The sequence below is a fragment of the Streptococcus sp. CF4-3 genome (assembly GCF_024295385.1).
Classification (GTDB): domain Bacteria; phylum Bacillota; class Bacilli; order Lactobacillales; family Streptococcaceae; genus Streptococcus; species Streptococcus infantis_I.
Map to the genome: position 1 here is coordinate 111,958 of NZ_JANCPN010000005.1, position 12,846 is coordinate 124,803.

The window sequence follows — 12,846 nt, forward strand, 5'->3', positions numbered from 1 at the left end:
GATGGTCAAATTGTGGAGACGTTATAAACCCTTTATCAATGCGGGGATTCAGGAGTTGATTACCTATCGAGTCAACTTTATTCTCTATCGGATTGGTGATGTCATGGGGGCTTTTGTGGCCTTTTATCTTTGGAAGGCAGTCTTTGATTCGTCGCAAGAGTCCTTGATTCAGGGCTTCAGTATGGCGGATATCACCCTCTACATCATCATGAGTTTTGTGACCAATCTTTTGACCAGGTCTGATAGCTCCTTTATGATTGGGGAGGAGGTCAAGGATGGTTCCATTATCATGCGTTTGTTGCGACCAGTGCATTTTGCGGCCTCTTATCTTTTCACCGAACTTGGCTCCAAGTGGTTGATTTTTATCTCTGTTGGACTGCCATTTTTAAGTGTCATTGTTTTGATGAAAATCTTATCTGGGCAAGGTATTGTAGAAGTGCTGGGATTAACTGTCCTTTATCTCTTTAGCTTAACTCTGGCTTATCTGATTAACTTTTTCTTTAATATCTGCTTTGGATTTTCAGCTTTTGTGTTTAAAAATCTATGGGGTTCCAACCTACTCAAGACTTCAATAGTGGCCTTTATGTCTGGAAGTTTAATTCCCTTGGCTTTCTTTCCGAAAATCGTTTCAGATATTCTATCCTTCTTGCCATTTTCATCCTTGATTTACACTCCGGTCATGATTATTGTTGGGAAATACGATACCAGTCAGATTCTTAAAGCACTTTTGCTTCAGTTTTTCTGGCTTATAGTGATGGTGGGCTTGTCTCAGTTGATCTGGAAACGAGTCCAGTCATTTATCACCATTCAGGGAGGTTAGGATGAAAAAATATCAGCGCATGCATCTGATTTTTATTAGACAATACATCAAGCAAATCATGGAATACAAGGTGGATTTTGTGGTAGGTGTCTTGGGAGTCTTTCTAACTCAAGGCCTAAACCTCTTGTTTCTCAATGTCATTTTTCAACACATCCCCTCGCTAGAAGGTTGGACCTTTCAAGAGATTGCCTTTATCTATGGATTTTCCTTAATTCCAAAGGGATTAGATCATCTCTTTTTTGACAATCTCTGGGCTTTAGGTCAACGACTAGTTCGAAAAGGGGAGTTTGACAAGTATCTGACTCGTCCTATCAATCCTCTCTTTCACATCCTTGTTGAGACCTTTCAGATTGATGCATTGGGTGAACTTTTGGTCGGTGGAATCTTACTAGCGACAACGGCGACTAGCATTGCTTGGACTCTTCCCAAATTCCTGATTTTCCTAGTTTGTATTCCTTTTGCGACCTTGATTTATACTTCCTTGAAAATTGCGACAGCCAGCATCGCTTTTTGGACCAAGCAGTCAGGTGCCATGATTTACATTTTCTATATGTTTAATGATTTTGCCAAATACCCGATTTCCATTTACAATTCGCTCCTTCGTTGGTTAATTAGCTTTATTGTGCCTTTCGCCTTTACGGCCTACTATCCTGCCAGCTATTTCTTGCAGGATAAGGATGTCTTCTTTAATATTGGTGGTTTGATTCTGATTTCCCTTGTTTTTTTTGTTATTTCCCTCAAACTTTGGGACAGGGGATTGGATGCCTACGAAAGTGCGGGTTCTTAAAAATAAATAAAGCCTTGTCTCAGGACAGGATTCTTTTTCCTTTTTATTAAATTCTGACCACATAGTCTATCATGACTACCACATAGGCAAAACCTATTGTTTGCGATTTTTATTTCTGTTATAGTAGTAATTGTCAAAGGGAGATTAAGCTTCCTAACAAAATAGAAAATGAGGTTATATCATGAAAAAAGTATTAGGTATCGGATTTATAGTCGTTGCAGCAGCAGTTTTGTATTTTGGTTTAGTTGGATGGCCAAGTTTGGATGTTAACATCTGGGCACTTTTTCCAGTAGGTCTATTCTTATTCTTTACTCTTGAGAATTTGGTTAAAAAAGATTATAAAGCTAGTCTCATGTGCTTGATTATTGCTTTTATTATTGCAAATGCTATTCTTGATATTTTGCCACTTTCAAGTGGGTTGGTAATCGGTGCTGGTGTTCTGGCTTGTGTGGGGATTGGATTTCTATTTCCAGAAAAAAATATTAAAGCAAGGTAATTTAACCTGAATATGAAAAAATAATATCACTAAAGTAAAAGCCAAAATTATGAAAAAGTTAAACATTTTTCAAAAAAAGAAAAAGGAGAAAACCAACTTGGTTTTCTCCTATATTTATTTAACTTATTTAAAAGTTAAATAAAATGATAAATTCCTTAGATTATTTTGAAAAACCTGCACCAAAGCGAGTGTTATCTCCAAGTTCACGAGTTGAATCATTCAAAGGTTTACCATCTGTTCCTTCAATTGGAGCAGATGTATTATAAGTTTCAGCACCTGATACACTGTAAGCATCTTTATATTGTGGTGAAACAGCATAACCAAAACGGTTGTTGTGGTTGTTAGCAGCATTTGCTTCAGTAACAATTTCTGTAGTTGGACGTGTTACACCTGGAATTGCTTTTGGATCTGGCTTAGCTGGAGTAGCTGGAGTAGCTGGCTTAGCTGGAGTAGCTGGAGTAGCTGGCTTAGCTGGAGTAGCTGGCTTAGCTGGAGTAGCTGGCTTAGCTGGAGTAGCTGGCTTAGCTGGAGTAGCTGGAGTAGCTGGAGTAGCTGATTTAGTAGCGTTAAAACCTGCACCAAAGCGAGTGTTGTGTCCAAACTCACGAGTTGAATCATTCAAAGGTTTGCCGTCTGTTCCTGGATATGGTTTAGCTGGATAAGTCTTAGCACCTGCAAAATTAATAGCTTTTTCTTTTCTTAATGGAGAAATAGCATAACCAAAACGGTTGTTATGGTTATTCTTAGCATTTGCTACTGTAACTGTCCCAGCAGTTGAAGCAGTTACTCCTGGGATAGAAGGAACTTCAGTAGCTGCATAAGAAACGCTAGCAATCGCTGATAATCCCAATACACTTGTTAATAAAACTTTTTTCATTGTTTTATCTCCTCTTTAATTTTTCATTATTTTTCTAAGGCGAACCTTATTGTCTATATTGTATCATATATGTATATATTGTCAAGTATTTATAATTTTTAAAAAAATATTTTCATTCAGAATTCTTATACACAAAAAGTCTCGAGCTTTCTCGAGACTTTTACTTTATTTACCTGCGTAATATTTTTGAATACCTTTGACAATCCCTGCTACCAATCTATTTTGGTAAGCATCACTACGAACTTGTTGGTTTTCATTGAAATTGTCAATATATCCCAATTCCAATAGAACGGCTGGTTTATCAGTTTCTCGAAGGACCGCAAAACTACTTTGTAGGAGTCCTGCATCTTTAGCACCAGTTTCAGCTAATAGGGAAGAGTGGATATCTGCAGCTAGGCGATTGCTTTCACTGATACGGTCGGGATGGTTATGCCAGTATGGATTGATCTTAGAAGGATAACCAGCAGCTGCTTCATAAGAATAAGTCTGGATTCCAGCTCTGTTTGAAGCTGGATTACCACTAGCATTGAAGTGAATACTAATAAAGATATCTGAATCAGTCTTATTAACCATTCTTGAACGTTCGGTGACAAAGTCTACAAAGACATCACTGTCTCTTGAAGAAAGAACAGTATAGCCAAGTCCTTCAAGTTCCTTGCGTAGCTTTTGGTAAACTTGCATATTCAGTTCTTTTTCAGTGATGTTATAATAAGATGCACCAGGATCTTTACCACCATGGCCAGGATCTAGGAAGATAATATTGTTATATTTCCCTTTTTCAAAACCACGACCCACAGAAGTTTCACCAATCCACTTCCCATTGCTTTGGAATTGATGAGTTTGTCCATCGATTTTATGGGTCCCTGTAACATAGACTCCATTTTCATCTACATAGTAGCGGGCTTTATAGTAGCTGTCGTCAATCCATTCGCTCTTAGCCATGTAGCCACCTGCCTTGAGGTAGTAGGAACCAATCCATTCACGTGCTGCGTAAGCACCACCAGATTTCAAGTAGAACCAGCTATCATAATTTTTATCGAAAATCCATTCTTTTTCAGCCATGGCCCCGCTAGCTTTTAGGTAGTAGCTACCTTGCCATTGGTTACTTGCCATAGTAGCATCTTTGTTAAAGTAGTACCAGGTACCACTAATTTTATCCCACTTGTTTTTGATTACTTTACCAGAAGAAAGGGAATAGTACCATTGTCCATCTTGTTTTACCCAGGAATTCTCAGCCATGGCACCACTATTGGTAAAGAGATAACCGTCAAAAATGGTGTTGCTGAGCATGACTCCGTCTTGATCAAAATAGTACCAGACACCACCGATTTTATCCCATTTTTGTTGAGAAATTTTTCCATAAGCGTTAGCGTAATACCATTTATCTTGGAGTTTACTCCAACCAGAATCGACCATAGCCCCGCTACTAGTCAGGATATATCCGTCAAAAATAGTATCGCTTAGCATGATGCCATCTTTGTTGAAGTAGTACCATTTTCCTTGAATTTTTTTCCAGTTAAGAACAGGGGCATTGTTTTCATAGAAACACCAGTGGTTTTCCTCTAATACCCAACCATCTTTTTTGACTTCTGGAGCCTTGTCTTTCTCTTTCTTAGCTGGAGTTTCACTTGGATTTGTTGTAGAAGTTGTTGGTACGCTTGAACTTGCTTCAGTAGAAGGAACTGCTTCCTTCGTTTCAACCTTGTTAGCTGTTGTAGGTTGTTGCGTTGTTTCTGCTGAAGTAGTTTGTACTTTACTTTCTTCAGCTAAAGCTGGGTTTGTTGTGATTCCTAGGTAAGTAAGCGTGATGGCACTTGCCAAGAGCATTTTTTTCACTTGTTTGATCTCCTATTTTTTTATTAATCTCTTTTTGAAATGTCATTAGAAAAGCACCTCATGTGGAAGAACTAGTCGCCAACTGTTGAGGTGCTGGCATGATTTATTTCATCATGAAGATTTGAGCAATCATGATGATGTAGATGAGCAATGTGAGCAGAAATCCAGCTCTCCAAAAGAATTTAAGGAATTTTGGATAATAAAAGCTACGTTTTTTGCTCAGGAAGAAAAAAGCTAGAATGATGGCCAGCAAAGATAGGGCTGCCCCCAAAATGGGAAGTTGATTATGGGTAAAAACCTTTGCACTGATTAAATAGTATTCAAAAATCAGAAAAGGAAAAGCCAAATCTGCAAAGTTAATCCCCTTTTTCTTTAACTTAAAAAATCTACTAAAGATAATAGCCAAAGCCAAGGTTAGTACCAAAAGCAAGACGGAAGCGAGTTTCATTAAAATCATAACAATATTGTATCATAAAATTTGAATAAAAGAAAAGCATATTCCTTGATTTAACAGTGTTTTTCTAAAAATTTTTGTTTAGAAATTGATTTTTTATACTATATCAAACATTAATGTGATTTACTTTGTAAAGTTGGAGTAGTTTGAACCTTCATGATAAATCTTTTTTATGATGACAATAAAAAATATATATTAGTCAGGAGAGAAGAATAGTAGTAGAATGAGTAGCAAATAAAACAAAGGAGTTTCTTATGAAATTAGTTACTTTATGGTCAAAACTCTCACTAGGCATTCAATTATTGGTGGCTTTGGTCTTGGGTGTTATCGCTGCCCTTATCTGGCCACAATTTGCAGGCTTTTATCAATTTTTAGGTCAAGCCTTTATTAAATTGATCAATATGGTTATCATTCCGCTAATCTTCCCAACCATCGTTGTTGCAGTAGCTGGAGTTATCGGAAAAAAATCTTTCGGAAAAATCTTGACCAAGAGTTTGGTTTACTTTTTTGCTGTAACAACTGCCATTACTCTTTTGTTTGTATTTGCTAGTTACTATTTAGGATTTGGTCAAGGAGTGAATATCGGTCAAACTGGTGGAAACCTTGATGGGATTACTAACAATGTCAAGTTCAGCGAATTTTTGCTTGGTTTCATTCCATCAAATATCGTTAAATCTCTTTCAGATGGCGCTCTATTGCCAATTATCGTTTTTGCAATCTTTCTTGGTTACGGAATTGGGAATCTTAAGTCTGATAAATCTCAGAAGATTATCGAAGGTTTCCAAATCTGGATTGAAGCCATTTACAAGATTGTTGCAGTAATTATCAAACTATCACCGATTGGTATTTTTGGATTTATCGCTAAAGATGTTGCAACTACTGGTGTTGACAAATTGATTGGACTTGGCCAGTTTGTCATTGGAACTTATCTGGCTTATGCTGTTTTGGTTCTCCTTATTTTCCCTTTAATTGCTTTCTTCTTTAAAGTACCGTATTTATCAGCCTTTCGTGAAAATTGGAGTCTCTTGACTTTGGCTTTTGTTACTGGAAGTTCTAGTGTGGTCTTGCCATCACTACTTAGAGATTTGAAAAAACAGGGACATGACGAGCATACAATTGATTTAGTTGTTCCTTTAGGATATACTTTTAACTTAGAAGGAGCAGCGGTTTATTTCTCAGTAGCGACAATTTTTATTGCCCATGCCTATGGTATTCAATTTTCTTTATCAAGTCTCTTGTTTACTGTTTTATTGTTGACTTTGATTGGAAAAACTGCAGCAACTGTGCCATCAGGAGCTATCGTAGTTCTATTAGCTGCAGCACCTCAATTGGGCTTGCCAGTTGAAGGAGTGGCCTTGATTTTTGCAGTTGATTTCTTTGTCAATGCTGGCCGTACCATGATCAATGTTTTAGGTCAAATCTTAACAGTCAGCGTTATCGAAAAAACAGAAGGATATATTTTAGAAGAAGAAAAAGAAAGCCAATTATCAGTCAGCTTTTCTTAAGGAGATATGAATAATGAGTGAAGCAAAAGTTTATGTGATTCATGAGAATCTAGAATGGACTCAACATTTAGTGAAATGGTTGGAAGAATTAGAAGTCCCTTATGAACTATGGGATTTGTCTAGTGGGATTTTAGATTTGCAAAGCCCACCGCCGCAAGGTATCTTTTACAATCGTATGTCTGCCTCTTCTCACACAAGAGGACATCGTTATGCACCAGAATTTACAGAGCAAGTGATTACTTGGTTAGAAGCACACGGACGCAAAGTTGTGAATGGTACCGGTGCTATCAACCTTGAAATTAGTAAAGTCAAACAATATTTGAAGTTAAACGAATCTGGTATCGAGACTCCTGCAACAGTTGCGGTTTTAGGGCAAGAAAACATCATTGAAGCAGCAAGAAAATTAAACATTTATCCTTTGATTACCAAACATAATCGAGCAGGTAAGGGATTAGGCGTTCAACTCTTCCAAAATGAAGAAGAATTGGAAGCTTATGTCAATAGTTCTCTCTTTGAACCATCAGTGGATGGGATTACCTTGTTACAAGCCTACATCAAACCAAGTGATGGACGCATTCGCCGTTCAGAGTTTATCAACCAAAAGTTCCTTTATACTGTTTCAATCGATTCTTCAGATGGATTCCAACTTTGTCCAGCAGATGGTTGTCAAATTGGCAAGAGACCAGAACAACTAGAAACGTCTGAAAAATTCCAGATTACAGAACCTTTACCAGATTCTCGAAGAGAAGCTTATGAGAACTTCCTTAAGAATGCTCAGATTGAAGTTGCTGCTATTGAATGGGTTCAGTCAGAGAGTGGTGATATTTATGTTTATGATGTAAATACCAACACCAACTACAATCCTACCGCAGAAAAAAATGCTAATATTTTTGCTCACCAACATTTGGCTCAATATCTAAAAACAGAATTGCAAGCCCTAACGAGTGGACAATAAAGTAGCAAATTCAAAAATCCCCCAGTAGAGAATGACTGGGGGATTAATTTGTTTATACTCTTCGAAAATCTCTTCAAACCACGTCAGCTTCCATCTGCAACCTCAAAATAGTATTTTGAGCTGCCTTCGTCAGTTCTATTCACAACCTCAAAACGGTGTTTTGAGCAACCTGCGGCTCGCTTCTTAGTTTGCTCTTTGATTTTCATTGAGTATTAATCGATAAAAAATTATTGATTTGCTTTAAAGTCGGGGTCTTTTAGGCTTTGAACACTGGCATTGATGACAGCACCGATGATCAATATCTTGGCAATGATAATGAACCAGAACATCATCACAACAACGACGATAGAACTGAAAAATCTGACGTCAACGAGATAATTGACATAATTGTTGAAATAAGCTGCAAAGATGTTTAATAATGCAATAGTGTTAACTAGTACAAAGAGACTTCCAGGTATGACGTATCGAATCCGACTTACTTTAACATTTGGTAGGAAATAGTAGAGCATAATCACGGTAGCAAAAAGAAAGGCATAGATCAGCGGTCCTGTAAAATCCTGTAGATAAGAAAACAGAGCACTCTCGGATTTCCAGTAGTTTTTAAGCAGGTCCAATAACATATGGCCGAACATACTGAGGAATAAGGCAAGGGCAAAGAGAATTTGAAGGCCAAAGCTAACCAAGAGACTCATCAGCTGGTGTGAGATAATTCCTCTATTTTTTGCAACTCCATAGGCTTTATTAAAGGCCTTCTGAAGAAAATCCATGGATTTGGAGAAAGTCCAAAGAGCTGATAAGATAGCAAAACTTAGTAAACCTGTTGATGGTTGAGTCAGAACTTCTCTGACAATTTTTGCAACAACTTCATAGATTGTATCTGGTAAAAATTCCTTGATTGTTAATAGAAAGTTTGAGATGGGAATTTGAAAGTAGGGTAAGATATTGACCACTATCATAAGTAAAGGGAAGATTGAAATCAACCAATAGTATGCAACAGCAACGCTAGTTAACTCACTATCGGAGGCTTGATAGTAGTGCAAAAAAGCTTTTAATAAGGGTCTATCAGTCAGCTGTTTCCACAACTTTTTCATGTTACAATCCTCCAGTTTTTCTCTTGTTTTCTATAGACTTTAATTTCTTCGAACTAATTCCATCATATCATAAGGTAAGGTATTAGCAGATTCTTTTAAGGAATAAGTTTCTAAATTATTGACATTTTGGCGTAGCTTTTTGGCATATTGAGCTGAGATGAGTTTTTGAGCTTCGTATTCAAAGATACACTTACGCTCAAGGTAGTATCCTCTAAGCATTTCATCAATGTTATTGGGTTTGATACGATTGATAACCCGTTCCACAAAGGCACCACTCGTAATATGACTGGTTTCGCGAAGACGAGATTCCTGCATAAAGCTGATCAGAGAACTCTTATAAATCCCTTTGAGGTTTTCCAAACTCTCGATAATAATTTCAGTGTTGGCTAGGTAGAGTTCAGCAATCTGGTCATAATCAATGGCAAGAAGTCTCTGTTTTTCCTTGTCTTTCCACGAACGGAATGTTTTCCCAAATGTGAGCAATTCATGAAGTAGAAAACGAAGAATGCGTATGGAGACAAGGAAGTAGTAGGTTAGTCGAGAAGCAAAGTTTCGCTTAATATTTTTCTCCATGCTTTTCAAATAGCGTTGGTAGACACGATAAGCACGATCTCCAATCTTTCCTTCTTCATAGGCTTGTTCCAAGCCATCGCTTTCAACACTGAGAATCAAGAGTTTAAGAGCTTCCCAGTCTTCCTGAATCTCCTTGTTCTCCTGACTAAGAATAAGATTTTCAATACGTCCATGATAATTGTCAATAGCCGCATAGAGTGGAACCTTGTTTTTTGTGTTCTCTAAATCCTTCTCTAATTCCATGGCAACATCGTTTAAGATAGCGATGTGCATGAGCTGATCCTTAGATGGTTCTTTCTCTTCAGAAAGGTGCGGGAGTACTAGTAATCCCGTCAGGAAACTGACCAGGGTTACACCAGCTACGAGGAAGAGAAGAAGAGGGTATTCTTGTTCCAGATTAGACGGTATCAAAAGGATAGTGGCAATGGATACAGTTCCCTTAACACCAGAAAAGGTAAGGAGGAGCATGTCTTTGACATACTTGTCTAAACTTTTATGAAGCTTCTTAATCCGAAATGCGTAAAATCCATAGATCATGACAAAGCGGATAGCAAAAAGCAGGAAGGTCAAGAGGAAAACGCTGAGTAAGAGAAGTACTTTGTTGTAGAATGCACTCTTAAGAATTGGTTCCGCGATCATTTCCAGTTCCATCCCAAGAATGACAAAGACTGAACCATTGAGCATAAAGGTTACAGTCTGCCAAACAGTCTCAGTAACTGTATCAACTTGCGCTTCCAGGAGGTTTATTTTCTTGAAACGACTGGCTTTCAGAATCCCAGCAACAACAACGGCGATGATGCCTGAAACATGAATTTCTTCGGCTATGAAAAAAGTCAAGAGAGGTAAACTAAGTTCCAATAAGAGCTCATTTGCGATATCTGTTGCACGGACACTGAGTAGAAAGGTATGAAGGAAGCGATTGATTAAGGCCGTTATTAAGCCGACTGTAAATCCTCCAACGATGGAAATGGCTAATGAAGTTCCGGCTTGGGTAAGGGAGAATGTTCCTGTTGTCCAAGCGATGAGAGCCATACGAAAGGCTACTAGTCCAGAAGCATCATTCAGAAGACCTTCCCCTTTTAGGATATTAGAGACCCGCTTTGGGAAGGAAAAGCGTTGAGAAAGAGATGCGAAGGCGACTAGGTCTGTTGGCCCTAAGGCGGCACCAACTGCTACACAGGCGGCTAATGGTAGGCTAGCCCAAAGGACATGAGCGACTCCCCCCATGCTCAAGGCTGAGATAAAGATAACTGGAAAAATCAAGTAGAGGACAATCCGCCAGTGTTTTAGGATAGAAGTAATGTCTGCTTCTTGAGCTTCGCGAAAGAGTAGTGGGCCAATGACTAAAGCTAGGAATAACTCAGTATCTAAATGATATTGGTTGTTGGGTAAACAAAGTCCAATTCCAATCCCTAACAAAATTTGAATCAGAGGCATGGGTAAAAAGGGAAGAAGTTTATTGGTCGTACTAGAAACAATAAGAACCAGTAAAAATACCAAGAGATAAAAAAGTAAATTCATTTTCCACCTCCCTATTTTTGGTTACGACAATTTTCAAAAAGTTCCTTTTGTTCTTGGATTTTTTGATCGATCTTTGAGCAGTCCTTATGTTCTATTTTTTTCTGACAACGCTCCATTTCAAGTGAAATCATTTTCTTCTTGATTTTCAGCATTTTTTTACTCATATGTGCTTCATCCAAAATACCAACTGCACGTTCATGTTGGGTTGACTCGACAAAGTTGTGACGAAGAGCTTCGATTTTATCTCGTAGGTATTGTTTATCCATGGCGATACCTTTCTAATTTTTCAATCATAACTAAAAATGGTGGATTGTTAATTTGGTTGAGGGTGCGATAGATAGTGGCAGTATATTCTTGTTGTGGTAACTGACTAACATAATCCATAACTGCATCCCGTTCTATATCTCCGCCTTCATGCCCGTAATAAATCATGATGGCTATTCGTCCGCCTTTAACGAGCATCTGACAGAGTTTTTCAAGTGCCTCAATGGTTGTGTGAGGTTTAGTAATGATAGACTTATCGGCAGAAGGAAGATAACCCAGATTAAAGATGGCTGCTTTCGCCTCAGTTACAAACTGATCTACGGTTTCATGACCTTGTAGAAGTAACTTGACATTGGTCAATCCGGATTCTTGTAGACGTTGACTTGTTTTTTCAAGAGCTTGTTCTTGTATATCAAAAGCGTAGACTTGTTTAGCTAATTTGCCAAGGAAAAGTGTATCATGTCCATTTCCCATTGTTGCATCTACAACAACATCATCTTTTGTGATGACTTCGGCAAGAAAATCATGTGCCATTTCAAGTGGTTTTTTCATTCATAAACTCCTGTTTTACAGCCTTGCATCCTTGGACACTACCTCGACGTCTCATTTCAGCTTCTATGCTATTTAGAACTTCCCATTTATTGAGACTCCACATAGGACCAATCAGCATATCTCTAGGCGCATCACCCGTAATCCTATGGATGACTATATGTTTAGGAATAATTTCTAGTTGGTCACAGATAACTTTCACATAGTCATCTTGACTCATAAGCTGCAGTCTACCCTCGTGATAATCACGTTGCATCCGAGTATTTGTCATAAGGTGAAGTAGGTGAAGTTTAATCCCTTGAATATCATTATCAGTCACACAGCGACGAACATTTTCCACCATCATGTCATGAGTTTCACCTGGCAAGCCGTTAATCAAATGGGCTACAATCTCAATCTTGGGATATTTTCTCAAGCGCTTAACCGTCTCCACGTAAAGTTCATAGGAGTGGGCACGGTTAATCAATTCAGAAGTTTCCTCATAGGTTGTTTGTAAACCTAACTCTACAGTAACATGCATTCGTTCTGACAGTTCTGCCAAGTATTCGATAGTCTCATCAGGCAGGCAATCTGGTCGTGTACCAATATTGATTCCAACCACACCAGGTTCATTAATAGCTTGTTCATAGCGTTCGCGAATGATTTCAAGTTTTTCATGAGTATTAGTAAAGTTTTGGAAATAGACTAGATATTTTTTTACATCTGGCCATTTGCGGTGCATAAAGTCAATTTCTTTATAAAATTGCTCACGAATAGGAGCGTCAGGTGCAACGATAGCATCTCCAGATCCAGAAACCGTACAGAAAGTACAACCTCCATGAGCTACTGTACCATCACGATTTGGACAATCAAATCCGGCATCGATAGGAACTTTGAAAGTTTTTTCTCCGAATAAATTTCGATAATAATCATTCAAGGTATTATAGGATTTCATAGTTAATATTATATCAGAAAACCCCAGTAAACTCAAAGTTAGTAAACAATTGAAGAGAAGTAAGAAATTTTTAAAATCAAAAAATCTTATATAAATCCTTTACAAAAAAAATTAAAGTGGTATAATAGAGGTGTTAACGGTGCAAACGTTTTCGTAAATCGTTTGCACTAAAATAAAATAAGGA

Annotated in this window: 13 protein-coding genes; 5 read left to right on the forward strand and 8 right to left on the reverse strand. The window is 37.9% G+C overall.

Annotated features, from left to right (window positions below):
- Window position 1 precedes the first annotated feature (1 nt).
- The 3 genes from NML75_RS06195 (at window position 2) to NML75_RS06205 (ending at window position 2,103) form a co-directional block, all read left to right on the forward strand.
- On the forward strand, window positions 2-820 hold the full coding sequence (locus tag NML75_RS06195; RefSeq protein ID WP_004252458.1) for an ABC transporter permease: 819 nt from the start codon (window positions 2-4) through the stop codon (window positions 818-820).
- A 1-nt stretch (window position 821) separates the two neighbouring features.
- The gene (locus NML75_RS06200; protein ID WP_004252460.1) at window positions 822-1,607 is read left to right on the forward strand and encodes an ABC transporter permease; all 786 of its coding nucleotides are present in this window, start codon (window positions 822-824) and stop codon (window positions 1,605-1,607) included.
- Window positions 1,608-1,788: 181 nt separating this feature from the next.
- Window positions 1,789-2,103 (forward strand): hypothetical protein, encoded by a 315-nt coding sequence (locus tag NML75_RS06205; protein ID WP_004252462.1) that lies wholly within the window; start codon window positions 1,789-1,791, stop codon window positions 2,101-2,103.
- 160 nt (window positions 2,104-2,263) lie between these two features.
- Here the strand turns inward: NML75_RS06205 and NML75_RS06210 are convergent, their stop codons facing one another.
- The 3 genes from NML75_RS06210 to NML75_RS06220 form a co-directional block, all read right to left on the reverse strand.
- Entirely contained in the window at window positions 2,264-2,980 is a 717-nt protein-coding gene (locus NML75_RS06210) for a hypothetical protein (protein ID WP_254733513.1), read from the reverse strand.
- A 165-nt stretch (window positions 2,981-3,145) separates the two neighbouring features.
- Window positions 3,146-4,816, reverse strand: a complete 1,671-nt coding sequence (locus NML75_RS06215) for an N-acetylmuramoyl-L-alanine amidase (protein ID WP_254733512.1) — start codon at window positions 4,814-4,816, stop codon at window positions 3,146-3,148.
- A gap of 103 nt (window positions 4,817-4,919) precedes the next feature.
- Complete coding sequence (locus NML75_RS06220) at window positions 4,920-5,279, reverse strand: DUF3397 domain-containing protein (protein WP_254733665.1); 360 nt, start codon at window positions 5,277-5,279, stop codon at window positions 4,920-4,922.
- A gap of 245 nt (window positions 5,280-5,524) precedes the next feature.
- On the opposite strand from NML75_RS06220, the gene NML75_RS06225 reads away from it, so the two are divergent.
- Together NML75_RS06225 and NML75_RS06230 are read left to right on the forward strand one after the other, a co-directional pair.
- Complete coding sequence (locus NML75_RS06225; protein WP_254733511.1) at window positions 5,525-6,775, forward strand: dicarboxylate/amino acid:cation symporter; 1,251 nt, start codon at window positions 5,525-5,527, stop codon at window positions 6,773-6,775.
- Between the two features lie 13 nt (window positions 6,776-6,788).
- Window positions 6,789-7,730, forward strand: a complete 942-nt coding sequence (locus NML75_RS06230; RefSeq protein WP_254733510.1) for an ATP-grasp domain-containing protein — start codon at window positions 6,789-6,791, stop codon at window positions 7,728-7,730.
- 227 nt (window positions 7,731-7,957) lie between these two features.
- Here the strand turns inward: NML75_RS06230 and NML75_RS06235 are convergent, their stop codons facing one another.
- The 5 genes from NML75_RS06235 to NML75_RS06255 are packed head-to-tail and all read right to left on the reverse strand — an operon-like array spanning window position 7,958 to window position 12,662.
- Window positions 7,958-8,821, reverse strand: a complete 864-nt coding sequence (locus tag NML75_RS06235) for a YihY/virulence factor BrkB family protein (RefSeq protein WP_004252475.1) — start codon at window positions 8,819-8,821, stop codon at window positions 7,958-7,960.
- 39 nt (window positions 8,822-8,860) lie between these two features.
- Entirely contained in the window at window positions 8,861-10,915 is a 2,055-nt protein-coding gene (locus NML75_RS06240; protein WP_004252477.1) for a cation:proton antiporter, read from the reverse strand.
- Between the two features lie 11 nt (window positions 10,916-10,926).
- Window positions 10,927-11,181, reverse strand: coding sequence for a hypothetical protein (locus NML75_RS06245; RefSeq protein ID WP_004252478.1), 255 nt, complete (start codon window positions 11,179-11,181; stop codon window positions 10,927-10,929).
- Window positions 11,174-11,731: a tRNA (mnm(5)s(2)U34)-methyltransferase gene (locus NML75_RS06250; protein ID WP_004252480.1), complete on the reverse strand. Its 558-nt coding sequence runs from the start codon at window positions 11,729-11,731 to the stop codon at window positions 11,174-11,176. The genes NML75_RS06245 and NML75_RS06250 overlap by 8 nt, the downstream gene beginning before the upstream one ends.
- Window positions 11,715-12,662, reverse strand: a complete 948-nt coding sequence (locus NML75_RS06255; RefSeq protein ID WP_070677896.1) for a TIGR01212 family radical SAM protein — start codon at window positions 12,660-12,662, stop codon at window positions 11,715-11,717. Before NML75_RS06255 ends, NML75_RS06250 begins: the two co-directional genes overlap by 17 nt.
- Between the last annotated feature and the right edge of the window lie 184 nt (window positions 12,663-12,846).

Excerpts from the sequence above, each read along its gene's own strand:
- NML75_RS06225 (WP_254733511.1), top strand. The coding sequence starts at position 5,525 with ATGAAATTAGTTACTTTATGGTCAAAACTCTCACTAGGCATTCAATTA.
- NML75_RS06210 (WP_254733513.1), bottom strand. The coding sequence starts at position 2,980 with ATGAAAAAAGTTTTATTAACAAGTGTATTGGGATTATCAGCGATTGCT.
- NML75_RS06200 (WP_004252460.1), top strand. The coding sequence starts at position 822 with ATGAAAAAATATCAGCGCATGCATCTGATTTTTATTAGACAATACATC.
- NML75_RS06255 (WP_070677896.1), bottom strand. The coding sequence starts at position 12,662 with ATGAAATCCTATAATACCTTGAATGATTATTATCGAAATTTATTCGGA.
- NML75_RS06250 (WP_004252480.1), bottom strand. The coding sequence starts at position 11,731 with ATGAAAAAACCACTTGAAATGGCACATGATTTTCTTGCCGAAGTCATC.
- NML75_RS06245 (WP_004252478.1), bottom strand. The coding sequence starts at position 11,181 with ATGGATAAACAATACCTACGAGATAAAATCGAAGCTCTTCGTCACAAC.
- NML75_RS06230 (WP_254733510.1), top strand. The coding sequence starts at position 6,789 with ATGAGTGAAGCAAAAGTTTATGTGATTCATGAGAATCTAGAATGGACT.
- NML75_RS06235 (WP_004252475.1), bottom strand. The coding sequence starts at position 8,821 with ATGAAAAAGTTGTGGAAACAGCTGACTGATAGACCCTTATTAAAAGCT.
- NML75_RS06195 (WP_004252458.1), top strand. The coding sequence starts at position 2 with ATGGTCAAATTGTGGAGACGTTATAAACCCTTTATCAATGCGGGGATT.
- NML75_RS06240 (WP_004252477.1), bottom strand. The coding sequence starts at position 10,915 with ATGAATTTACTTTTTTATCTCTTGGTATTTTTACTGGTTCTTATTGTT.
- NML75_RS06205 (WP_004252462.1), top strand. The coding sequence starts at position 1,789 with ATGAAAAAAGTATTAGGTATCGGATTTATAGTCGTTGCAGCAGCAGTT.